The sequence below is a fragment of the Nocardioides sp. PD653-B2 genome (genome assembly GCF_002117935.1).
Classification (GTDB): Bacteria; Actinomycetota; Actinomycetes; order Propionibacteriales; family Nocardioidaceae; genus Nocardioides.
This window is the reverse complement of sequence record NZ_BDJE01000037.1, coordinates 1-23,238: the sequence shown is the minus strand read 5'-3', so window position 1 is coordinate 23,238 and position 23,238 is coordinate 1. Positions and strand designations below refer to the sequence as shown.

At 72.5% G+C, this 23,238-nt stretch carries 17 protein-coding genes; 7 read left to right on the top strand and 10 right to left on the bottom strand.

What is annotated here, in order from left to right:
* Positions 1 to 4: 4 nt before the first annotated feature.
* The 4 genes from PD653B2_RS16460 to PD653B2_RS16445 are packed head-to-tail and all read right to left on the bottom strand — an operon-like array spanning position 5 to position 5,449.
* Complete coding sequence (locus PD653B2_RS16460) at positions 5 to 1,102, bottom strand: hypothetical protein (RefSeq protein WP_085873483.1); 1,098 nt, start codon at positions 1,100 to 1,102, stop codon at positions 5 to 7.
* On the bottom strand, positions 1,099 to 2,043 hold the full coding sequence (locus PD653B2_RS16455) for a hydroxymethylglutaryl-CoA lyase (RefSeq protein WP_085873482.1): 945 nt from the start codon (positions 2,041 to 2,043) through the stop codon (positions 1,099 to 1,101). The genes PD653B2_RS16460 and PD653B2_RS16455 overlap by 4 nt, the downstream gene beginning before the upstream one ends.
* Complete coding sequence (locus PD653B2_RS16450) at positions 2,043 to 3,938, bottom strand: acetyl/propionyl/methylcrotonyl-CoA carboxylase subunit alpha (RefSeq protein WP_085873481.1); 1,896 nt, start codon at positions 3,936 to 3,938, stop codon at positions 2,043 to 2,045. The genes PD653B2_RS16455 and PD653B2_RS16450 overlap by 1 nt, the downstream gene beginning before the upstream one ends.
* Entirely contained in the window at positions 3,938 to 5,449 is a 1,512-nt protein-coding gene (locus tag PD653B2_RS16445; RefSeq protein ID WP_089503995.1) for a carboxyl transferase domain-containing protein, read from the bottom strand. Before PD653B2_RS16445 ends, PD653B2_RS16450 begins: the two co-directional genes overlap by 1 nt.
* A 92-nt stretch (positions 5,450 to 5,541) precedes the next feature.
* Here PD653B2_RS16445 and trxA point away from each other — a divergent pair, with 92 nt between their 5' ends.
* Positions 5,542 to 5,904: a thioredoxin gene (gene trxA / locus PD653B2_RS16440; protein ID WP_085873479.1), complete on the top strand. Its 363-nt coding sequence runs from the start codon at positions 5,542 to 5,544 to the stop codon at positions 5,902 to 5,904.
* Between the two features lie 5 nt (positions 5,905 to 5,909).
* Here trxA and PD653B2_RS16435 read toward each other — a convergent pair whose 3' ends face one another.
* Positions 5,910 to 7,316 (bottom strand): PQQ-binding-like beta-propeller repeat protein, encoded by a 1,407-nt coding sequence (locus PD653B2_RS16435; RefSeq protein WP_085873478.1) that lies wholly within the window; start codon positions 7,314 to 7,316, stop codon positions 5,910 to 5,912.
* Positions 7,317 to 7,381: 65 nt separating this feature from the next.
* Between PD653B2_RS16435 and PD653B2_RS16430 the strand changes: the two genes are divergently transcribed.
* The gene (locus PD653B2_RS16430; RefSeq protein WP_085873477.1) at positions 7,382 to 7,924 is read left to right on the top strand and encodes a TetR/AcrR family transcriptional regulator; all 543 of its coding nucleotides are present in this window, start codon (positions 7,382 to 7,384) and stop codon (positions 7,922 to 7,924) included.
* Positions 7,925 to 8,156: 232 nt separating this feature from the next.
* Here PD653B2_RS16430 and PD653B2_RS16425 read toward each other — a convergent pair whose 3' ends face one another.
* Both PD653B2_RS16425 and PD653B2_RS16420 read right to left on the bottom strand, forming a co-directional pair.
* Positions 8,157 to 8,813 (bottom strand): SWIM zinc finger family protein, encoded by a 657-nt coding sequence (locus PD653B2_RS16425; RefSeq protein ID WP_085873476.1) that lies wholly within the window; start codon positions 8,811 to 8,813, stop codon positions 8,157 to 8,159.
* On the bottom strand, positions 8,813 to 11,470 hold the full coding sequence (locus tag PD653B2_RS16420) for a DEAD/DEAH box helicase (protein WP_085873475.1): 2,658 nt from the start codon (positions 11,468 to 11,470) through the stop codon (positions 8,813 to 8,815). Before PD653B2_RS16420 ends, PD653B2_RS16425 begins: the two co-directional genes overlap by 1 nt.
* Before the next feature lie 131 nt (positions 11,471 to 11,601).
* Here PD653B2_RS16420 and PD653B2_RS16415 point away from each other — a divergent pair, with 131 nt between their 5' ends.
* The 4 genes from PD653B2_RS16415 to PD653B2_RS16400 all read left to right on the top strand — a co-directional run bounded on the left by PD653B2_RS16415 (position 11,602) and on the right by PD653B2_RS16400 (position 17,248).
* Complete coding sequence (locus PD653B2_RS16415; protein ID WP_085873474.1) at positions 11,602 to 12,090, top strand: glutathione peroxidase; 489 nt, start codon at positions 11,602 to 11,604, stop codon at positions 12,088 to 12,090.
* Positions 12,091 to 12,177: 87 nt separating this feature from the next.
* The gene (locus tag PD653B2_RS16410; RefSeq protein ID WP_345775752.1) at positions 12,178 to 13,659 is read left to right on the top strand and encodes a DHA2 family efflux MFS transporter permease subunit; all 1,482 of its coding nucleotides are present in this window, start codon (positions 12,178 to 12,180) and stop codon (positions 13,657 to 13,659) included.
* Between the two features lie 401 nt (positions 13,660 to 14,060).
* Positions 14,061 to 15,995 carry a glycosyltransferase gene (locus PD653B2_RS16405; RefSeq protein WP_085873473.1) on the top strand — a complete coding sequence of 645 codons (1,935 nt, stop codon included), beginning with the start codon at positions 14,061 to 14,063 and terminating at the stop codon, positions 15,993 to 15,995.
* Positions 15,992 to 17,248, top strand: coding sequence for an acyltransferase family protein (locus PD653B2_RS16400; protein ID WP_085873472.1), 1,257 nt, complete (start codon positions 15,992 to 15,994; stop codon positions 17,246 to 17,248). The genes PD653B2_RS16405 and PD653B2_RS16400 overlap by 4 nt, the downstream gene beginning before the upstream one ends.
* 6 nt (positions 17,249 to 17,254) lie before the next feature.
* Here PD653B2_RS16400 and PD653B2_RS16395 read toward each other — a convergent pair whose 3' ends face one another.
* Together PD653B2_RS16395 and PD653B2_RS16390 are read right to left on the bottom strand one after the other, a co-directional pair.
* The gene (locus tag PD653B2_RS16395) at positions 17,255 to 18,343 is read right to left on the bottom strand and encodes a hypothetical protein (protein ID WP_085873471.1); all 1,089 of its coding nucleotides are present in this window, start codon (positions 18,341 to 18,343) and stop codon (positions 17,255 to 17,257) included.
* A gap of 47 nt (positions 18,344 to 18,390) precedes the next feature.
* Positions 18,391 to 20,523 (bottom strand): RecQ family ATP-dependent DNA helicase, encoded by a 2,133-nt coding sequence (locus PD653B2_RS16390; RefSeq protein ID WP_085873470.1) that lies wholly within the window; start codon positions 20,521 to 20,523, stop codon positions 18,391 to 18,393.
* An 89-nt stretch (positions 20,524 to 20,612) separates the two neighbouring features.
* Here PD653B2_RS16390 and PD653B2_RS16385 point away from each other — a divergent pair, with 89 nt between their 5' ends.
* Positions 20,613 to 21,077 carry a hypothetical protein gene (locus PD653B2_RS16385; RefSeq protein ID WP_085873469.1) on the top strand — a complete coding sequence of 155 codons (465 nt, stop codon included), beginning with the start codon at positions 20,613 to 20,615 and terminating at the stop codon, positions 21,075 to 21,077.
* A gap of 27 nt (positions 21,078 to 21,104) precedes the next feature.
* Here PD653B2_RS16385 and PD653B2_RS16380 read toward each other — a convergent pair whose 3' ends face one another.
* Complete coding sequence (locus PD653B2_RS16380; RefSeq protein WP_085873468.1) at positions 21,105 to 23,048, bottom strand: M13 family metallopeptidase; 1,944 nt, start codon at positions 23,046 to 23,048, stop codon at positions 21,105 to 21,107.
* Positions 23,049 to 23,238: the final 190 nt, after the last annotated feature.

Here is a 23,238-nt window from a genome sequence, read left to right as displayed (position 1 = left end):
CCGGTCACCGGTCGCGCAGGCGCTGCGCCTGGGCGCGCACCCGGGTGCTCAGCTGCCGCTCGGGGTCGGGCCGTCGGGCGGCCTCCCGTGTCATCGCGGCCAGGGCGTCGAGCGAGGTCTTGAGCTGGCGCTTGGCCGTCACCCGGTCGGGGTCGCGGTAGCTCTCGCCCTCGGCCGGGCGGACCGGCCGGAGCTCCTCGAGGTCGCCGACCACGTGCACGCCGCTCCCCTCGATCCACTCGATCCACCGCTCCGTCTGCTCCTCGGCCCAGTCGAAGCGGTCCGGGGGGAGCTTCACGGCGGCGGACTCGCGCTTGACCAGCTCACCCTGCGCGAGCATGTCGCGGATCAGGGCGTCGTACGACGACTCGCGCCGGGCCGCGCGGTCCATCCGCCGGTTCAGCTGGCGGATCACCTGCGTCTCGGCGACGCCGAGCGAGCGGTTGGAGCGGTCGCTGTCGAGCGGGGCCCAGTCGGGGTCGATGCCGAGCACCTCGCACATCCGCAGCCAGAGCAGGTCGCCGTGCCGGTCCCGGCCCGTGGTGTGCGGGACGGTCACGACGTGCACGTTCTCGGGGGGGAGCCCGGCACCCCAGGTGCCGAGGACCCGCGGGACGTCGAACGCGCGGTAGAACCAGGTGCGGTGCTTCTCGACGCGGTCCAGGAAGCGCGCGTAGGACCAGCGCCGGCCCTGCTTGATGCTCTCCTGCCAGGCGGCCGGGAGCTGGCGGCCGAGGTCGCGGGCCGAGTAGACGACGTGGATCTCGCTGCCGGCGAGGTCGCGCATCGCGCGGGCCACCTGGCCGGGCGCCGCGGGCGCGAGGATCTCGTGGCTGACCACCACCGTGCCGGAGCGGCGTCGCACCTTGCGGACCAGGCCCTCCCAGCTGCCCTCCGCGTGGCCCGGGGCGCCGCCCCAGTCCTGGCCGAGCAGGTCGAGCGCCGCGCGGAACTGGAAGAGCCCGGGGCTGACCAGCGGCGAGCCGGTCGGGAAGTGCACGTCGTGGGCGGCCAGGGACTTCGCGTTCACCGCGAGGCGGTCCTGGAGGTAGGTCGTCCCCGTCTTCGGCGCACCGATGTGCAGGTAGACCTGGCGACTCATGGGCTCGATTCTGCCGTACTCCCACTGAGCGCTCGCACGACGGCCGAGGGACTGGGCCGGCCGAGGTGGCCGGCCATCCAGGCGCTGGTCGCGACGACCTGGTCGAGGTCGACCCCGGTGTCGATCCCGAGGCCGCGCAGCATCCACACCAGGTCCTCGGTGGCGAGGTTGCCGGTGGCGCTCTTCGCGTACGGGCAGCCACCCAGGCCGCCGGCGCTGGCGTCGTACGTCGTGATGCCGGCCTGGAGCCCGGCGTACGTGTTGGCGAGCGCCTGCCCGTAGGTGTCGTGGAAGTGCATGGCCAGCTGGTCGAGGCCCATCCCGGCCTCGACGAAGGCGCTCACGAGCGCGGTCACGTGCCCGGCGGTGCCGACGCCGATGGTGTCGCCGAGGCTGAGCTGGCTGGCCCCGAGGTCGAAGAGCCGCTTGCCGACGCTGACGACCTGGTCGACCGGCACGCTGCCTTCCCACGGGTCGCCGAAGCACATCGAGACGTAGGCGCGGACGTCGAGGCCGGCGTCGCGGGCGCGGCGCACGGTCGGCTCGAACATCGCGAACTGCTCGTCGAGGCTGCGGTTGAGGTTCTTCTGCGCGAAGGTCTCGGTGGCCGAGCCGAAGATCGCGATGTGGCGGGCGCCGAGCTCGAGGGCGCGGTCGAGGCCGCGCTCGTTGGGCACGAGCACCGGGCAGTCGCGACCGGCCTCGCCGAGGAGCTCCATCAGCTCGGCGGCGTCGGCGAGCTGGGGGACCCACCTCGGGTGCACGAAGCTGGTGGCCTCGACGATCGGGAGCCCCGCGGCGACCAGGCGCTGGACGAACTCCGCCTTCACCCCGGTCGGCACGAGCGCCTTCTCGTTCTGGAGGCCGTCGCGCGGGCCGACCTCGTAGATCGTCACCCGCTCGGGCAGGCCCTCGGCCCGGACCACGGTCGGCGTACGCATCAGTCCTCCTCTCCTTCCACCAGGAAGAGCCGGGCGCCGAGCGCCACCTGACTGCCGGCGACGGCGTGCACCTCGGTGACGGTGCCGGCGAACGGCGCCTTGAGGCTCAGCTCCATCTTCATCGCCTCGACGACGCCGAGCACGTCGCCGGCAGCGACCGCCTGGCCGGCCTCGACGCGGACGTCGAGGACGGTGCCGGGCATCGGCGAGGCGATCGCGCCGTCGCCGACCTCGGCGGCGTGGTCGCCGAAGACGTCGGGGCGCTCGAAGACGAAGCGCTGGCCGCGGAAGGAGACCTCGGCGACGTGCGGCTGCACGTTGACGACGGCCTGGTGGCGGTGGCCGTCGACGGTCAGGACGAGCACGTGGTCTGCCGCGGAGTGCTGGCGGACGGCGACGCCGTCGACGGTGCTGCGGGCGCGGTCGACGACGACCGGCCGGTCGAGCTCGACGATGGTCGGCGCGGGGTCGCCGGCCGAGCGCCAGCCGTCGGACTGGAACGGGTGACCCGAGTCCTGCACCGCGGTGAGCATCGCGCTGACCCAGGCCGCGAAGATCCGGGGCAGCTCGTCGTCGGGCTTCTCGACCGTGGCGGTGTCGAGCCAGGCGGTGTCGATGGTCGCGTCGCGGAACTCGTCGCTCGCGGCGAGTGCGCGCAGGAAGCCGACGTTGGTGGTCAGCCCGAGGATCGCGGTGTCGTCCAGCGCGGCGACCAGCGCGCGACGGGCCGCCTCGCGATCGGGTCCGTGCACGACGATCTTGCCGAGCATCGGGTCGTACGACGTGCTGACGACCTGCCCGGGCTCCAGTGCGTGGTCCACCCTGGTGCCGTCGGTGGTCGAGTAGCGAGCGCCAGCGAGCGTATCGAGACCCGGCCACCGCACGATCGAGGTCGTGCCGGCCTGCGGCAGGAAGCCGCCGAACGAGTCCTCGGCGTACACGCGGGCCTCGATGGCGTGGCCGCGGACGGTGACGTCGGCCTGGCTGATCGGCAGCGGCTCGCCGGCGGCGACGCGGAGCTGGAGCTCGACGAGGTCGAGGCCGGTGATCATCTCCGTGACCGGGTGCTCGACCTGGAGCCGGGTGTTCATCTCCAGGAAGTAGACCTCGTCGGTGTCGGTGTCGAGGAGGAACTCGACGGTGCCTGCGTTGACGTACTCGACCTCGCGGGCCAGGTCGACGGCGGCCTTGGTCACCCTCCGACGCACGCCCAGGTCGATCGTGGGGGCGGGCGCCTCCTCGAGCACCTTCTGGTGGCGGCGCTGGGTGGAGCAGTCACGCTCGTAGAGGTGGATGACGTTGCCGTGGCTGTCGGCGAGGACCTGCACCTCGATGTGGCGGCCGTGCTCGACGTACTTCTCGACCAGGATGGTGTCGTCGCCGAAGGCGGACAGCGCCTCGCGCTTCGCCGCGGCGACGGCGTCGTCGTACTCCTCGGCCGAGCGGACGATCCGCATCCCCTTGCCGCCGCCCCCGGCGGCCGCCTTGACCAGCACCGGGAAGCCGGCATCCTCGCCACGCGGCACGACCGGCACGCCCGCCGCCACGGCGATCTCGCGGGCGGCGTCCTTGCGGCCCATCTTGTCCATGACGTCGGCGGACGGGCCGACGAAGACGATCCCGGCGGCCACGACGGCGCGCGCGAACTCGGCCCGCTCGGAGAGGAAGCCGTAGCCGGGGTGGATCGCGTCGGCGCCCACGCCGACCGCGGCGGCGACCACCGCGTCGATGTCGAGGTAGCTCTCGACCCGGACCGCGTCGTCGGCCGCGCGCACGTGCGGGGCGTCGGCGTCGAGGTCGGAGAAGATCGCGACGGTGCGGATGCCCATGGCCCGGGCCGTGCGCATCACGCGCAGGGCGATCTCGCCGCGGTTGGCGATCAGCAGGGTCCGCATCACATCCTCCAGACGCCGTACGACGGCGCCGCGATCGGGGCGTTCGCGGCCGCCGCGAGGCCCATGCCGAGGACGCGGCGGGTGTCGGCGGGGTCGATGACGCCGTCGTCCCAGAGGCGGGCGGTGGCGTAGTACGGCGAGCCCTGGGTCTCGTACTGCTCGCGGATCGGCGCCTTGAACTCCTCGTCGTCGGGCTTGCCGGCGACGGTGGCCAGCACCGACGCGGCCTGCTCGCCGCCCATCACGGAGATCCGGGCGTTCGGCCACATCCACAAGAAGCGCGGGTCGTAGGCCCGGCCGCACATGCCGTAGTTGCCGGCGCCGAACGACCCGCCGATGACGACGGTGAACTTCGGGACCACCGAGCACGCGACCGCGGTGACGAGCTTGGCGCCGTCGCGGGCGATGCCCTTGTTCTCGTACTCCTTGCCGACCATGAAGCCGGAGATGTTCTGCAGGAAGACCAGCGGGATGCCGCGCTGGTTGCACAGCTCGATGAAGTGCGCGCCCTTGAGCGCCGACTCGCTGAAGAGGATGCCGTTGTTGGCGACGATCCCGACCGGGTGTCCCCAGACGTGCGCGAAGCCGCAGACCAGCGTTTCGGCGTACAGCTTCTTGAACTCGTGGAATCGGCTGCCGTCGACGACCCGGCGGATCACCTCGCGCACGTCGTAGGGCGTGCGGGTGTCGGTGGGCACCACGTCGTACAGCGTGGACGGGTCCTCGTGGGGCTCCTCGACGGGCCGCACCTCCCACGGAGTGGGCGACCGGGGGCCGACGGTCTCGACGATGCTGCGCACGATCGCCAGCGCGTGGGCGTCGTCCTCGGCGAGGTGGTCGACGACGCCGGAGGTGCGGGCGTGCACGTCGCCGCCGCCGAGCTCCTCGGCGGTCACGACCTCGCCGGTCGCAGCCTTCACCAGCGGCGGGCCGCCCAGGAAGATCGTGCCCTGGTTGCGCACGATCACGGTCTCGTCGGACATCGCGGGGACGTAGGCGCCGCCGGCGGTGCACGAGCCCATCACGCTGGCGATCTGCGGGATGCCGCGGGCCGAGAGGTTGGCCTGGTTGAAGAAGATCCGGCCGAAGTGCTCGCGGTCGGGGAAGACCTCGTCCTGCATCGGCAGGAACGCGCCGCCGGAGTCGACGAGGTAGACGCACGGCAGCCGGTTCTCGGCCGCGACGGTCTGGGCGCGCAGGTGCTTCTTGACGGTGATCGGGTAGTAGGTGCCGCCCTTGACGGTCGCGTCGTTGGCCACCACGACGACCTCGCGGCCGCTCACCCGGCCGATGCCGGTGACGATGCCGGCCGCGGGCACGGCGTCGCCGTACATGCCCGTCGCGGCGAGCGGGCTCAGCTCGAGGAACGGGCTGCCCGGGTCGAGCAGCCGGTCGACGCGGTCGCGGACCAGCAGCTTGCCGCGGTCGGTGTGCTTGGTGCGGGCGGCCTCGCTGCCGCCGACGCGGGCGACCGCGAGGCGGGCGCGCAGGTCGTCCACCAGCTCCTTCATGTGGCTCACCCGGTCAGGTTAGCGATCATTAACCTCGAGGTCCACCGTCGAGGCGACTGGAATAGGGGGGTCGGGCGAGTCGTTGGAACGGTATGACTGCCGTATCCGTCACCGCCGACACCTTCGAACAGACCGTCGTGGAGAACGACGTCGTCCTCGTCGACTTCTGGGCCTCGTGGTGCGGGCCGTGCCGCCAGTTCGCGCCGGTCTTCGAAGCCGCGTCCGAGCAGCACACCGACGTGGTCTTCGCCAAGGTCGACACCGAGGCCGAGCAGTCGCTGGCCGCCGCCGCGCAGATCACCTCGATCCCGACGCTCATGGCGTTCCGCGACGGCATCCTGGTCTTCAGCCAGCCGGGCGCGCTTCCGGCGCCCGCGCTCGAGCAGGTCATCACCGCCGTCAAGGGCCTCGACATGGACGACGTCCGCGCCCAGATCGCGGCCCAGGAGGGCTGACCGGGTCAGCCGGGCTCGCGGTCGAGGACGAAGACGCCGCTCTCGGTCGAGAGCACCAGGTGGTCGCCCACCAGGTCGATGCCGGCCACGAAGGTACCCAGCCCCTCCTCGGTGATCGCCGGGGTGATCTCGCCGGTCGCCGTGTCCACGCTCAGCAGGCCGTCGGACGCCATCACGAGGCGGGTGCCGTCACCGAGGTCCGCCGATCGGCCGGAGCCGAAGCGGATCACGTCGCCGGGCAGGTCCTTGCTCTGCTTCGTCTCCCAGCGCTGCTCGCCGGTCGCGGCGTCGAGAGACACGAGCGGGACGCCCGGGCACGACGTGATGACCGCGTCGTCCCAGAGCGTGCCCTCGCAGTACTTGCTGCGCAGCGCGCTGCGCCACACCTCCTGACCGTCGCTGTCGAGCGCGACGACCGCCGTGGCGTGCTTCGTGCTGTCCTCCGTGATGCTGTCCTCGAGCACGTAGACCCGGCCCGCGTCCGGGTCCGTGGCGATCACCTTCACCGCCGTCGCCTGGTCGGCCGCCCCGGCGTCGGGCCAGCTCCAGGCGACCGTGCCGCGGTCGGCGTCGAGCGCCGTGATGCCGCGGAGGTCGCCGTACCCCGAGATGCCCTCACCGACCGGGTCGCTCGAGGCGACCTGGCTGACGACCACGAGCTGGCCGGCGTCGTCGACCTCGACGTGGACCGACGAGTGGTCGATGTCGTCGTTCTCCCACACCTCGTCGCCGGAGACGGGGTCGAGGCGGCGTACGACGAGGCCGCCCTCGCCCGCCGCCCAGGCGACAGCGATGTCGCCGTCGCCCACCGTCGAGCTGCCGAGGGTCGGGTCGGACTCGGTGTCGTCGCCGAGCTTGGTGCAGCCCTGACGGTCCCCCGACTCCAGGTCGTACGACGCCACCTGTGGCGCCTCGTCCTCGGGGACCCCGATCGTCACGAACTCGTCGCCGACCACACCGCCGCCGGCGCCGTACCCCTTCACCCCGACGCCCCAGCGGGCGTTACCGCTGGTGACGTCGGCGGCGACCACCGACCCGGTGTACTCCGAGCCGATCAGCCCGCCGCCCGAGGCGAGGTAGATCGTGTCGTCGTCGATGTCGCCGACCGAGGGCCGATCGGTCCAGTCGTCCCAGACCCGGCCCGCGACCAGGTCGCCGAAGGGTGCGGGCAGCGCGTCGAGGGTGTCGAGGAGCTCCGGGCCCACGGGGAAGAGCACGTCGTCCTGGCCGTCGGCGAGGTCGCCGGCCAGCTCGTCCGGGGTGCGGAGCACGGTGCTGATGTCGTCGGGGGCCAGCTGGTCGGCGGCCGCGCCGCATCGGTCCCGCCAGCGGTCCTGGCCGACGTACACCCCGGCCCCCAGGAGGACCACCGCGACCGCGAGCAGCGGCTTCCAGTTCTCGCGTAGGCGCATGGGAGGCAGCGTGCCTTCTCCGGACGCACCACAAACCCGGGGTTAACGCCCACTAACCTGGGGTCATGAGCAGGCGCGAGCAGATCCTCGCCACCGCGGCGGAACTCTTCGCGTCGCGCGGCTACCACGGCGTCTCGGTCGCCGACCTCGGCGCGGCGTGCGGCATCTCCGGCCCCGCGCTCTACAAGCACTTCGCCTCCAAGCAGGCCGTGCTCGCCGAGATGCTCGTCTCGATCAGCGAGGAGCTGCTCCGGGTCGGCCGCGCGCGGGTCGACGACGCCGCCGACCCCCGCGCGGCGGTCGTCGCCCTCATCGACTGGCACGTCGACTTCGCGCTGCGGCACCGGCCCCTGATCGTGGTCCAGGACCGGGACTGGGAGTCGCTGCCGGCGGAGGCCCGCGAGCGGGTGCGCAGCCTCCAGCGGGAGTACGTCGACCTCTGGGCCGCCGAGCTGCGGCTGCTCGACGACGGCCTCGACCTGCCGACGGCGCGGGCGATGGCGCACGCGGCGTTCGGCCTGATCAACTCCACGCCCCACAGTGGGCTGCTCCCCGACAACCAGATGCACGCCCTCCTCAGCCGGATGGCCCTCGGCGCTCTCCTCTGACCGGCTCGGGCCGACCCGCCCAACCAGAACGGCGCAATTGCGCTGTTGCGGACCTCCATGCCGCCCGATCCGCGTCAGAACAGCGCAATTGCGCCATTGCGGACCCCCACGCCCCCCGATCCGCGTCAGAACAACGCAATTGCGCCGTTGCGGACCTCCACGCCCCCCGATCCGCGTCAGAACAACGCAATTGCGCTGTTGCGGTAGCCCGGAGACCACTGGCCACCAGGCCTCAGCAGGCCGGACCCGACTCCTCCAGCAACAGCGCCGCGTAGAGCGCGGCCTCGAGGGCGGCGTCGAGGTCGCGGTCGTCGTCGGTCGGGGCCACCACCTCGGTGCGCTCGTGCAGCCGGGCGAGCAGGTCGTCGCGGGCCAGCCCGCGCAGCTGGAGCAGCACGAACGGGTCGGCCTCCATCAGCCAGGCGAGCTGGTGGAGCACGGCCAGGGCGTGCCCGCAGGGGTCGGCCCAGAAGTCACAGGTGCACTCCGAGCCGAGCTCGGCGCCGTACGGCAGCAGCTCGGCACCGGCCTCCTCGGCGTGCTCGACCAGGCCGTGCGGCAGGTCCCCGGCGAGCAGGTCGGCGATCCGGCCCGACTCCGCCGCCACGGTCTCGACGAGCGCCGCCCGGGCCGCGTCGTCGAGCACCGGCACGGCCCCGGCGACCGTCCACAGCCCGCGCTGGTCCTCGACCGACGCGACCCACCGGCCCGGCTCCGTCGAGATCTGGCCGACCCGGCCGCTGCGGGCGAGGGTCCGGGCGGCGGCCAGCTCGGTGTCGGAGTAGGCCGACTCCTCGACCGCCCGCACCCAGGCCTTGCCCCACCAGGTCGTGGCGCGCACGGTCGAGCGGCGCGGCGCGACCCGCGGGTGGATCACGGCGCCGGCCATCAGTGGTCCCGCAGGGAGACGAAGTCGCGCAGCTCGTCGTTGCTGAGCTCGGTCAGCGCACCCTCGCCGTTCGCGAGGACGGCGTCGGCCAGCGCGCGCTTGCGGGTCAGGAGCTCGGCGATCTTCTCCTCGATCGTGCCGCGGGTGATCATCCGGTGCACCTGCACCGGGCGGGTCTGCCCGATCCGGTAGGCGCGGTCGGTGGCCTGCTCCTCGACGGCGGGGTTCCACCAGCGGTCGACGTGGACGACGTGGTCGGCGCGGGTCAGGTTGAGCCCGGTGCCGCCGGCCTTGAGCGACAGCAGGAAGACCGGGACCTCGCCGGCCTGGAAGCGCTTGACCATCGCCTCGCGCTCGCGCACCGGGGTGCCGCCGTGCAGGAAGAGGTGGGGTACGCCGGCCCGCGTCAGGTGGCTCTCCAGGAGCCGGGCCATCGCGACGTACTGCGTGAACACCAGCGCCGCGCCGTCCTCGGCCAGCACGGTGCCGAGCAGCTCGTCGAGCAGGTCGACCTTCTCGGACCGCCCCGGGAGACGCACCGCGGCCTGCTTGAGGAAGTGGGCCGGGTGGTTGCAGATCTGCTTGAGCCCGGTGAGGAGCATCAGCACCAGCCCGCGCCGGGCATCCTCGTCGGCACGCTCGATCCGCTCCATCGTGTCGCGCACGAACGACTCGTAGAGCACGACCTGCTCCCGGGTCAGCCGGAGCGGGTGGTCGGTCTCGGTCTTGGCCGGCAGCTCGGGGGCGATGCCGGGGTCGGACTTGCGGCGGCGCAGCAGGAACGGGCCGATCAGGTCGGCGAACTGGCGCGCCTTGGTCGGCTCGAGACCCGACTCGATCGGCGCGGCCCACACCTTGCGGAAGGCGTTGCGGCTGCCGAGCAGGCCGGGCGTCGCCCAGTCGAGGATCGCCCAGAGCTCGGTGAGGTCGTTCTCGACCGGGGTGCCGGTGAGCGCGACCCGGGCCGTGCTCGGGATGGACCGGAGCGCGCGGGCGGTCGACGTACGGGGGTTCTTCACGTGCTGGGCCTCGTCGGCGACGACCGTGTCCCAGGGCACCGCGGCCAGTGTCTCGGCGTCGCGCCGCATCGTGCCGTACGTCGTGAGCACGAACCCGTCGCCGGCGGCCGACAGGTCGCGGGCGCCCCCGTGGAAGCGGACGACCGGCACACCGGGGGCGAAGCGGTGCACCTCGTCCTCCCAGTTGCCGAGCAGGCTGGCCGGACACACGACCAGGGTCGGTCCGACGGCGCCCTGCTCGCGGCGGTGGAGGTGAAGCGCGATCAGGGTGACCGTCTTGCCGAGGCCCATGTCGTCGGCGAGGCAGGCGCCGAGGCCGAGGGAGGTCATGTCGGCCAGCCAGGTCAGGCCGTGCCGCTGGTAGTCGCGCAGCGTGGCCCGGAGCGCGGCGGGCGGCTCGACCGGCTCCCGGGTGGCCGCGGTGAGCAGCTGCTCGCGCACCGTGAGCAGGCTGGCGCCGACGATCACCTGTTCGGCGACGTCGGCGACCTGGACCGTGCCGGTCAGCGCGGCCGCGACCGCCTCGGCCGGCTTGACCGTCCGCACCAGCCGCTTGCGGGCCTTGCGCGCCATCGCCGGGTCGACGACCGTCCAGCTGCCGCGCAGCCGCAGGATCGGCGCCGCCGACCGGGCCAGCTGGTCCATCTCCTCGACCGTGAGCGGGTCGCCGTGGATCGCGATCTGCCAGTTGAAGGAGAAGAGCGCCTCCTGGTTGAGCAGCCCCGTCACCAGCGGCTCCTCGCGCGGGCCGCCGGGCGTCCGGTCGAGCACGGTGGTGGCGGTCAGGTCGCGCCCGAGGCTGCGCGGCCAGAGCACGTCGACCCCGCGGTCCTTCAGCGCACCGACGCCGTCCTCGAGCAGGCTCACCAGCTCGTCGGTGTCGAGCGTGATCTCGTCGGGCACCCGCAGGTCGAGCAGCCGGTCGAGCACCGGCCACGCGTCGGCGGCCGCCCGCAGCGCGATGGTGGCGTGGGTGCGCGCCCGCTCGCCGAAGCCGTGCTCGGCCGGGTCACCGAGCCAGAGCATCGCCGCGTCGCAGACGTGCAGCGGGTTCTGCTCGTCGTGGACCTGCGGCACCAGACGCACGGCGCCCGCGACCAGCTCCTCCTCGTCGGCCTCCACGCGCAGCGAGACCGTCACCAGCTGCGGCAGGTCACCCGCGCCGTGCCGCTGGTGGCGCGCCAGCCGCTCCTGCAGGCGCTGCTCGAACGACGGACGGGTGGGCCGTCGTACGGCGGGCTCCGTGGCGGTGGGCGCCGCCCGCGGCATCGCGTCGGCCACCGCGTCGAGCAGGTCGCGGACGAGCACCTCGTCCTCGGTGCTGGAGCGCGCCAGCAGGGCGATCCGCTCCTCGTCGTCGGCGTCGAGCCCCGCGACCCGCCAGCTCGGCGAGCTCGTGTCGGGGGACGGTGCGAACTTGCCGGCGGCGACGAAGCGCATGGCCAGCAGCGCGGCCCCGGCGAGCATGCCGACGCTCGGGTGGAGGTCGTCGCGCGAGCGGGCACGAGTCAGCACCGGCAGCGCGGCCCGGATCGGCAGGCTGATGGTGCGCCGGTCGTCGGTGAACTCGACGACGCCCTCGCGCGGCGGCTCGGCGGCGCGGAAGGTCGCCGGTCCGGTCACGGGGACGAAGCTCATCCGGGTTCCTTGCGGAACCGGGGGGTGGAGGAGCGCAGCGGGGGAACCACGCGATTCCGGGGGGTGGTCACGGTGAGACCGTAGCCAGGGACGCCGACATGCGTTTCGGACGACCTCCTAGGCTGGGTCGCATGAGCATCCTCGACGCCCCGATCGCCCGTCTCGACGGCACGCCGACCACGCTGGGCGAGATCACCGGCGGCACGCCCGCCCTGCTGGTCAACGTGGCGAGCAAGTGCGGGCTCACCCCCCAGTACGCCGGGCTCGAGCAGCTCCAGGAGGAGTACGCCGGGCGCGGCTTCACCGTGATCGGCCTGCCGTGCAACCAGTTCCTGGGACAGGAGCCCGGCAGCTCCGAGGAGATCGCGGAGTTCTGCTCGGCGACGTACGGCGTCACCTTCCCGATGACCGAGAAGATCGAGGTCAACGGCGACGACCGCCACGAGATCTACCGGGCGCTGGTCGACACGCCGAACGAGAAGGGCGAGGACGGCGACGTGACCTGGAACTTCGAGAAGTTCCTCATCGACGGGCAGGGCAACGTCGTGGCCCGGTTCAGCCCGCGCGTCGAGCCGGAGGACCCGGCGCTGGTCGCGGCGGTCCAGGCCCAGCTCGCCTGAACCGTGCACTCCGCCGGTGACGAACCCCACGCCGGCGGCGACGAAAGTGGGATGCATCCTGTCGGTGGCCCCGCCTAGCCTCGACGGGTGAGCACCGAGACCGACCCCCAGTCCCAGCCCGCCCCGTCCGCCTCCGACAAGCTCGACAAGCGGGTGCTGATGGTCGCCGGCGTGGTCGTGCTCGGCGCGATCATGTCGATCCTCGACATCACGGTGGTCTCGGTCGCCCTGCAGACCTTCCAGCGGGACTTCGACGCGACGTCGGCGCAGGTCGCCTGGACGATGACCGGCTACACGCTGGCCCTGGCCAGCGTGATCCCGCTGACCGGCTGGGCCGCCGACCGGTTCGGCACCAAGCGGCTCTACCTGATCGCCGTGGGTCTCTTCACCGCGGGCTCGGTGCTGTGCGCCACCGCGTCGTCGCTGGAGATGCTGGTCGGCTTCCGCGTGCTCCAGGGCCTCGGCGGCGGCATGCTGATGCCGCTCGGCATGACGATCCTGACCCGCGCCGCCGGGCCCGAGCGGGTCGGCCGGGTGATGGCCGTGCTCGGCATCCCGATGCTGCTCGGCCCGATCTTCGGCCCGATCCTCGGCGGCGCGCTGATCGACTCCGCGTCGTGGCACTGGATCTTCCTGATCAACCTGCCGATCGGCATCGCGGCGTTCGTCTACGCGTTCCTCGTGCTGCCGAAGGACCACGTCGAGCCGTCGGAGACCTTCGACTGGGTCGGCATGCTGCTGCTGTCGCCCGGGCTCGCGCTCTTCCTCTACGGCGTCTCCTCGATCCCGGAGGCCAAGCAGGAGGACGGCACCATCTGGACCGCGCAGGTCGTGGCGCCCGCGGTGGTCGGCGCCCTGCTGATCATCGCCTTCGTGCCGTGGGCGCTGAACCGCTCCAACGTCCACCCGCTGGTCGACCTGCGGCTGTTCAAGAACCGCACGATGACGGTCGCCGTGCTGGCCATGTCGCTGTTCGCGATCGCGTTCTTCGGCGCCAGCCTGCTCTTCCCGCTCTACTTCCAGTCGGTCCGCGGTGAGGACGCGCTCCACGCTGGGTTGCTGCTCGCGCCCCAGGGGATCGGCGCGATGATCACCATGCCGATCGCCGGGATCCTCGCCGACCGGATCGGCCCCGGCAAGATCGTCCTGGTCGGCATCTCCGTGATCGCGATCGGCATGGGCATGTTCACCCAGCTCGAGGCCGACACGTCCTACACCTACCTGATGTCGGCGCTCTTCGTCATGGGCCTCGGCATGGGCGGCACGATGATGCCGATCATGTCCGCGGCGCTCGCGACCCTCAAGGCCGAGACCATCGCCCGCGGCTCGACGCTGATGAACATCATCCAGCAGGTCGCCGCCTCGATCGGTACGGCGCTCTTCTCGGTGCTGCTCACCAACGGGATGATCGGCCTCGCCCCGACCGATGTCCTGGGCCGAGCCGACGCGTTCGCCACGGTCTTCGTGGTGGCCACGATCCTGGTGGCCTGTGTGCTCATCCCGGCGGCGTTCCTCCCCCGCACGAAGGTCGCCCACCCGGTCGACCCGGCGGTCCTGGTCGGGCACTAGGCCCCGCTGGTTCTCGACCCGGTCGCAGCGCGACCTGCTCGCTCAACGCGACCGATCAGGTGCGAGCCGTCCACCGGAGCAGCCGGTGACCTCGGGCCAGAACCTGTTCTGCTTTCGGCCCGGCGACCCTGAGAGCCCCGTAAATGCTGGGTGAACCGGTCCCGATCCCCGCCTGACCGGCCCGTGACGACCGTCTCGTGACCGGAAGCACGTCCTCGTGGCTTGCGTCCGCGCAAGCGTTCTCGACACGGTGGAGGGACCAGCGCGACTCACGCAGCGCGCCTTTCCGCTGAACCCGACGGATCTATGACCACCCGTACGTCGGTCCGCCGCTCTCAGCGTCGTCCGCCCGTGTCCGCCCCATCCGGCAGGCGCGTCCGTCGAACCGAAAGGTCACGCCCGTGTCCCTCACTCTCGACCGTCACTCCCCCGCCCACCCGCCCGCGGCCGGCCGCGTCGGCTCCCGCGCCGAGGTGGTGTCCCCGCCGTCCCCCAACCGGCTCACCGTCGCCACCCCGCGCCGGCGCCGCGAGATCGTCGCCGTCATCGACCCCGTCTGGGCCCCGCCCGACCCCGACGTGACCGCCGGCGTCCGCCCGCCGGTCGCGGTCGTCCACGCCGTCGCCGAGCGGCTCACCCGCTTCCTCCAGCCCGGTGAGCTCGTCGCCTCGACGGCCGAGGGCCGGCTGACCCTCCGGCTGCGTCACGAGGACCGTGCGGCCCGCCCGGTGCGGCTCCAGGAGATGGCCTACCACGCGGTCGAGGCGTTCGACGCCCTCACCGACCACGGCGGGGTCTTCGACCTCGGCGTCGGCTGGGCGCGCATCTCGCGCAAGCAGGACCCACGAGCGGCCGAGATGCACGCCGCCGCGGCCGCGGCCGAGTCCGTCAACGAGCGCGACCTGCAGCCCCGCTCGAACGGCGCGCACGTGCGCCGCCGGCACCCGGCCGTGAACCTGTGGACGGCGAGCCGGCAGGTGCTGCTCGCCACCGTCGGGAGCGTCGTGCTGCCGTTCGTCGCGCTCGTCGGCCTGTACGCCGTGGGCCTCGACGTCTCGAGCGTCGTCTACTGGGCCCTGGTGGCCGCGTTGGGCCTGACCGCCGCGACGATCTGGGCCGAGTGCTCGCACGCGGTCGACCCGGAGCTGCCACCGTCGGAGCCGTCCAGCCCGGCGCCCCGGGCGACGGCCGTGATCGCGGCGTACCTCCCCAACGAGGCCGACACCATCCTCGAGACCGTCGACTCGTTCCTCGCCCAGGACTACTCGGGCGGCCTCCAGGTCGTGCTCGCCTACAACACGCCCGTCCCCCTCGATGTCGAGGACGACCTGGCCGCGCTGGCCCACGAGCACGCCGACCTCACCGTCTTGAAGGTCCCGGACAGCACCTCGAAGGCGCAGAACGTCAACGCCGCCCTGCGGGTGGCCGAGGGCGAGTTCGTCGGCATCTTCGACGCCGACCACCACCCGATGGCCGGGGCCTTCGACCGCGCCTGGTGCTGGATCGCCGACGGCGCGGACGTCGTCCAGGGCCACTGCGTGATCCGCAACGGTGCCGACTCGGCGATGGGCAAGCTCGTCGCGGTCGAGTTCGAGCAGATCTACGCGGTGTCGCACCCCGGCCGGACGCGGCTCTTCGGCTTCGGCATCTTCGGCGGCTCGAACGGCTACTGGCGGGCCTCCGCGCTCGAGCGGATCCGCCTGCGCGGCTCGTTCCTCACCGAGGACATCGAGGCGTCCATGCGGGTGCTCGACGCGGGCGGCCGGATCGTCAACGACCCGGGCCTGGTGAGCCGCGAGCTCGCGCCGGAGACGCCGAAGGCGCTCTGGAACCAGCGGATGCGGTGGGCCCAGGGCTGGTTCCAGGTCTCCTGCCGCCACCTGTGGCCGATCCTGAGGTCGCCGGCGCTCACGCTGCGCCAGCGGATCGGCATCGTCTACCTGCTCGGCTGGCGCGAGGCGTACCCGTGGATCGCCCTGACGGCCTGGCCGTTGATCGGCTTCTACGTCTGGCGCGACGGCGGTCTCGACCTCAGCTCGCCGATCTTCCTGCTCCTCACGCTCTTCACGACGGTCTCGGGGCCGCTGCAGACCGTCGCCGCGTGGCGGCTCGCCGCTCCCGAGCTTCGCCGGCACCCCAGCTGGTTCGTCGGGTCGGCGGTCGCGAACGTCCTCTTCTACACCGAGCTCAAGAACATCGTGAACCGCGTCGCCCAGCTCAAGCAGCTGCGCGGCGAGCACCGCTGGGTCGTCACCCCCCGGAGCGCCAACAGCTCCGGGGCCGTGGCTGACGACCCCACCGCGACCGAGCCCGTCCACGAGGAGGTGGCCGCATGACCGTCTCCACCGTCCACCGTCGGTCGACCCCCCAGATCGACACCGTCGCCGCGCCCACGTCGCCGGACGCCCCCCGCGGAAGCTCTCCGCAGTACCCGCTCGGCTGGCTGCGCGGGATCGCGGCCCTGGCCGTCGTGTTCTTCCACGGCTACCAGAACAACCGCACCGGCGCGGAGTGGGAGTGGCCGTGGTCCGGCACCGCCCATCAGCTGATGATCGGCACCGACCTGTTCGTCGACATGTTCTTCGTGCTGTCGGGGCTGGTGCTCTGGCTGCCGGTCGCACGCTCCTGCGCCGACGGCACCACCGGCCGGCCCGGCCGGGTGCTGCTGCTGCGCCGGATGGCCCGGCTGCTGCCGCTCTACTACGCGATCGTGCTCGTCGTCTGGGTCACCACCAACCCGTCGTTGCCCGGGCAGTGGCAGGACCTGCTGATGCACCTGACCTTCACCCAGGTCTACAGCGACCAGTACATCTTCTGGACCGACGGACCGGCCTGGTCGCTCGCGGTCGAGTTCCACTTCTACGTGCTCATGGCGCTGGCAGTGCCGTTCGTGAACCGCGCGGTCCAGGGCCGGGAGAGCCGCCGGGCGCGGCTCGCGGTCGCCGCCGTGCTGCCCGTCCTCAGCGCGCTCGCGGGCGTCGCCTACCTGCTGTGGTCGACGGTCCTCACCACCCAGGACTCCGAGAACTGGTCCGTCTGGTTCTCCCCGATGTCCAAGGGCGTCGACTTCGGCATCGGCATGGGACTCGCCGTCCTGGTGGCCGCCGGGGTCCGTCTCCGCGGCCGCGCCCGGGCCGCCCTCGGCGCGCTCGGCATCGGCGCGCTCGTCGCGCTCGTGCTCACGCGCCCGCCGCTCGCGCACGGCGTCAGCGAGTGGTGGCACCCGATGTACGCCGCGGCCGTCGCGGCCGCGCTCGCGGGCGTGGTGCTCCACGAGGGCCCCTGGTCGAAGGCCCTCGACTGGAAGCCGCTCGTGTGGGTCGGCACCCTCGGGTACGGGATCTACCTCATCCACGAGCCGGTGATGCGCTTCCTCGGGCACGTCGGGGTCCTCCCCGACGCCCGCCCTGGCTCGTTCTTCATCCTCACCGCGGCGCTGGTGGCCGTGCCGAGCATCGCGCTGGCCTGGGTCAGCTCGAGGACGCTCGAGCCGGCCGGCCTGCGGTTGCTCGCGATGATGGACACGACGGGCCGGCCGCGTGACTACTACGACCACCTGGTCGACGACGAGATGGCCGAGAAGGTCTGAGCCGGGTCAGGGCAGCGGCGGGCTCGTGGGGGGCGGGCTCGTCGGCGGCGGCCCGGCGGGCGGCGGGCTCGTCGGCGGCACGTACGGCGGCGGGCCGCCTGCCCCCGGAAGAGTCGCCTGCTGCCGCCGGAAGCTCCGACCGGAGGAACGCACCAGGACGTAGACCAGGAGCGCGCCACCCACCGCGCCGAGGACGACACCCCACCAGGTGGGGTGCTCGGCGCGCAGCACCACGGTGGCGAGCGGCGTGACCGAGACCGCCATGGCGACGACGAGGAGCCGGAAGCCCACGTGGCCGGTGCGGGCCGCGCACGCACCCCACCCGACCATGAGCAGCAGCGCCAGGGCCAGGATCACCCAGGTGTCGTTGTCGTAGGACCCGAGCCCGCTCCCGCCGCCGGCCGCGTAGTCGCGCTGCGCCATCATCGGCGCGAGCGCGGCCTGGAAGGAGCTGGCGACCGCGAGCACCCCGGACAGGCTCGCGAAGCCGACCACGGTCACGGCGCCGGCGACCACGCCGCTCAGCGCGCGCGTGGGCAGCAGCCAGCCCGCGCCGGTGACCAGCACCGCGAAGACGGTGAGCGCCACCGCGATCCGGATGGCGCCGATGTCGTCGTCGTCCCCGAACCCGACGACGTCGTCGAGCAGCTGGGCGTAGACGACGAAGAACCCGACGATGGCGGTGACCACGAACGGCGCCCGCTGCACCAGCAGGTAGCCCGCGATCGAGACGAGCAGCACGGCCGCTCCGGCGACGTACTCCGTCGCCGCGGCGTCGTCGAGGCCGACGCCGATCATCAGGCCGACGCCGAGGGCTCCGAACGCCCCGGGCCAGGCGACCAGGTCGGTGGTCGCGTCGGCGTCCCGGGGGACGACGACCCCGACGAGCGCCGCCGCTGCGATGCCGAGCAGACCCGCCGTCGCGACCAGGCCGACGACGTAGTTGGACCGGTCGAGGTGGTCCTCGAGGCGGGTGTAGTACGTCGAGAGCACCACGGCCGTCGACAGCAGGGCGACGCCGAGGGCGACCGTCGGACGGTCGACATCGAGGCCTCGCGGGGCGGGTGCCGCGGTGGGCGGGTACACCTGGGTCATGGGCCGACCCTAGGCACGTCCGGCCCGGTTTGTCGGGAGGCACAGCCTCACGAGGTCGCGGCCAGCACCAGCGGTCGCACCTCGGAGGCGCCGGCGCGACGTACGGCGCGGGCCGCGAGCGTGAGGGTCCAGCCGGTGCCGACGCGGTCGTCGACCAGCAGCACCCGCTGTCCGTCGAGCGGCCCGTCGGTCTCGAGGGAGTAGCGCCGCCCGACGGCGGCGACCCGCTGCGCCGAGTTGGCGGCACCCTGGCCGGGGACCACGTCGGGGTTGACGATCGCGTAGCGCCCGACGACGGGGACCTTCAGGTAGCGCGACAGCCCGTCGGCGAGGTCGGCGGTGAGGGTGGGCCGGGTCCGGGACTCGACGACGACGATCGCGTCCACCGGCGGGCGCCACTCGCCGAGGACCTCCACGACGGCGCGGACCAACGGCACCGGGACGGGGCCGTCCTCGACGCCCGGGGCGAAGAGCTCGCGCAGCGCCTGGCCGTAGCCGAGGTCGGTGAGCCGGGCGACGGCGCGGCCCTCCTCGGCGCCCTCGCCGATCTTGCCCTTGAGCTCGATGCCGAGGTTGGCCAGCGCGGTCGGCCACATCTTCCGGGGCTCGACGACGACGCCGGGCCGCGACAGGCGGGCGTCGGCCTCCTCGACCGCCGCCGCGGAGACGTCGGTCGACAGGGTCAGGCCGCCGCAGTTGTCGCAGCGCCCGCAGTCGACGGCCTCGGGGTCGTCGAGCTGGTCGCGCAGGAAGTGCATCCGGCAGCGGTCGGTCGAGATGTAGTCGAGCATCGCCTGCTGCTCGCGCTCGCGGGCCTCGGTGACGCGGCGGTAGCGCTCCTCGTCGTAGGTCCAGTCCTGGCCGGTGGACTCCCACCCGCCGCGGACGCGTCGTACGGCGCCGTCGACGTCGAGGACCTTGAGCATCGTCTCGAGACGGTTGCGGTTGAGGTCGACGTAGGTCTCGAGGGTGGCGGTGCTCATCGTGCGGCCCTCGTCGGCCAGCACGGCGAGCGTCTGGCGGACCTGCTCCTCGCGCGGGAAGGCGAGCGAGGCGAAGTAGGCCCAGATGTCGCGGTCCTCGATCGCGGGCAGCAGCACCACGGTCGCCTCGTCCGTGCCGCGACCCGCACGGCCGACCTGCTGGTAGTAGGCGACCGGGGACGCGGGCGCGCCCATGTTGACGACGAAGCCGAGGGTCGCGTCGAAGCCCATGCCGAGCGCACTCGTGGCGATCAGCGCCTTGACCCGGCCGGACAGCAGATCCTGCTCGAGGGCCTGGCGCTCGGTGGTCTCGGTCTGGCCGGAGTAGGCCGCGACCTCGTGGCCGCGCGAGCGCAGGTAGTCGGCGATCTCCTGGGTGGCGGCGACCGTGAGGCAGTAGACGATGCCGGAGCCGGGCTGCTCGGCGAGGTGGTCGGCGAGCCACGCGAGCCGCTGCTGCGCGGTCTTCAGCCGGACCACGCCCAGCCGGAGCGACTCGCGGTCGAGCGAGCCGCGGAGGACCAGGACGTCTCCCAGAGATCCGGCACTGCCGAGCTGCTCGGCGACGTCCTGGGTGACCCGGGCGTTGGCGGTCGCGGTCGTGGCGAGCACCGGGATCCCGTCGGGGAGGTCGCCGAGCAGGGTGCGGATCCGGCGGTAGTCGGGCCGGAAGTCGTGGCCCCAGTCGGAGATGCAGTGCGCCTCGTCGACGACGAGCAGGCCGGCCGTGGCCGCGAGCCGCGGCAGCACCTCGTCGCGGAAGCCCGGGTTGTTGAGCCGCTCGGGGCTGACCAGCAGCACGTCGACCTCGCCGGCCAGGATCGACTCCTGGATCGGCTCCCAGTCCTCGATGTTGGTCGAGTTGATCGTCACCGCACGGATGCCGGCGCGCTCGGCGGCCTCGATCTGGTTGCGCATCAGCGCCAGCAGCGGCGACACGATCACCGTCGGGCCGGCGCCCTGCTCGCGCAGCAGCAGGGTGGCGATGAAGTAGACGGCGGACTTGCCCCAGCCGGTGCGCTGCACGACGAGCGCGCGGCGCCGGTGCACGGCGAGCGCCTCGATCGCCGCCCACTGGTCCTCGCGCAGGACCGCGTCACCCTGCCCGTCGCGGGGCCCCACCAGCGCCCGGAGGTGGGCCTCGGCGCTCGCCCGGACGTCGGAGGGGCGTACGTCGGTCGCGGGTGCGGCGGTCATGCGCCCTGTCTACCAGTGGCGTACGACAGGGAGGCCGCGGGCCGGGACGCATGGGACACCCCCGACCCTCGGGCACGGATACTGGCCGCGTGGAGCACCCGATGAAGTACGCCGTGGTCGAGTCCGAGCGCCGCTTCCTGGTGGGCTCGATGCCCAGCGTGGTGGAGCGGACCACGGAGATCACCGACCACTACGTCACCGGGACCCGGCTCCGGTTGCGGGAGGTGGTCGAGCCCGACGGCACCGTGGTGCGCAAGCTCGGCCAGAAGGTCCGGCTCGGCGACGGGCCGCACCGGATCGCGTGCACCTCGGTGTACCTCGACGACGACGAGTGGGCCGCGCTGTCGGTGCTTCCGGCGACCGTGCTGCGCAAGCGTCGCCATCACGCCTACCTGGCCGGACGGCACGTCGCGGTCGACGAGCTCCCGGACGGCACGCTGCTCGCCGAGGTCGACGGCGGCGACCAACCGGCCGCAGAGGTGCCGCCCGGACTCGACGTCCTCCGCGAGGTGACCAGCGACGAGGAGTGGACCGGCCGGGGACTCAGCTCCTGACGAGCCCGCCCGCCGGCGCGGGCGCGATCACCAGATCCGCACCCGGTCGGCCGGGTCGAGCCACAGCCCGTCGCCCTCGGCGGTCTCGAAGACCTCGTGGAACTCGTCGAGGTTGCGCACGATGTTGGCCCGGAACTCCGGCGGCGAGTGCGGGTCGATGGTGAGGTACTGGAGGTCCTGCTCCTTGCGCCGCTTCGTGCGCCAGATGTTGGCGTAGTTGAGGAAGACCTTCTTGCGCTCCTCGACCGGTGCGTCGCCGCCCTGAGCGAGGAGGTACGCCGTGTGGGCGATGGTGAGCCCGCCGAGGTCGCCGATGTTCTCGCCGACCGTCAGCGCGCCGTTGACGTGCTCGCCGGGCAGGTTGCGCGGCTCGAAGCCGTCGTACTGCTCGATCAGCGCCTTCGACTTCAGCTCGAAGGCCGCCTTGTCGTCGGGGGTCCACCAGTCGTTGAGGTTGCCCGTGCCGTCGTACTGGGCGCCCTGGTCGTCGAAGCCGTGCCCGATCTCGTGCCCGATGACCGACCCGATGCCGCCGTAGTTCTCGGCCTCCTCGGCGTCCGGGGAGAAGAACGGCGGCTGCAGCACCGCGGCCGGGAAGCAGATCTCGTTGTTGCCCGGGTTGTAGTAGGCGTTCACGGTCTGCGGCAGCATGAACCACTCGTCGCGGTCGACCGGCGACCCGATCTTGCGGAGCTCGCGGTCGGTCTCGAACGCCGACGCGGCCGCGACGTTGCCGAGCAGGTCGTCCGCCCTCAGCTGCAGGGCCGAGTAGTCGCGGAACTCGTCGGGGTAGCCGATCTTCGGGCGGAAGAGCGCGAGCTTGTCGTAGGCGCGCTGCTTGGTCTCCTCGCTCATCCAGTCGAGCTGGGAGATGGACTGGCGGTAGGCGGCGAGCAGGTTGGCGACCAGCTCCTCCATCTGCGTCTTCGAGGTCGGCGGGAAGTGCCGGCTGACGTACTCCCGGCCGACCGCCTCACCGATCGCGCCCTCGACGAGGGCGACGCCCCGCTTCCAGCGGGCCCGCAGCTCGGGGGTGCCGTTGAGGGTGCGGCCGTAGAAGTCGAAGTTCGTCTCGACGAAGTCGTCGGTGAGGTAGGGCGCCGCCGACCGGAGCACGTGGGAGAGCAGCCACTGCCTCCAGTCCTCGATCGGGACCTCGTCGAGGACCGTCGAGAGGTGGGCGAAGAACGACGGCTGCCGCACGCACACCTCGGCGATCGTCTGGTCGTTGCCGCCGAGGTTGGTGATGTAGGCGTCCCAGTCGAACGACGGGCAGAGCTCGACGAGGTCGTCGTGGGTCAGCAGGTTGTAGGTCTTCTGGACGTCGCGGGTCTCGGCCCGCTCCCAGTGGCCCGTGGCCAGCAGCGTGTCGATCGCGAGCACGGTCGCCGCGGCACCGGAGGGGTCGTCGTGGCCGCCGAGCGTCAGCAGCGAGGTCAGGTAGCCGACGTACTTGTCGCGGATCTCGGCGAACTTGTCGTCGCTGTAGTACGACTTGTCCGGCAGCCCGAGCCCGCCCTGCACGAGCTGGAAGAGGTAGCGGTCGGAGTTGCGGCTGTCGGTGCTGACGTAGGAGCCGAAGAGGCCGTGGCCGCCGATCCGCTCGAACTCGCCGAGGAACGCCGCCAGGTCGCGGACGTCGCGCAGCGAGGCGACCGCGTCGATGAGCGGCTGCACCGGCCGCAGGCCGCGCCGGTCGATGGTGTCGGTGTCCATGTACGACGCGTAGAGGTTGCCGATCTTGCGGCCGTCCGGGTGCTGGACGGCGTCGTCGCCCGCGGCGAGGTCCTCGATGATCGCCCGGACCTGCTCCTCGGCGACGTCGGCGAGGTGCACGAACGAGCCCCAGCTGGAACGGTCGGCCGGGATCTCCGCCTCGGCGAGCCAGCGTCCGTTGACGTGGCCGAAGAGGTCGTCCTGGGGACGGATGTCAGGGTCCATGCCCGGACGGGCATCATCGAGAATGGTCACGCCGTCGACAGTAACGGCCGGGTGCGCGCCGGACCACGGGACTTCGCTGAGGGCGAACCGGCTGCTGCGCCCACGACCTCTCGAGTCGACCACCGCTCCCGGCACGTTCGTCACCGTCGAGGCTGGCGCTGCCCATCGCGGTCCACCCGCTCGAGCCGGTCTGACCCGGCGCCCCGGTGGTTGAGGTGCG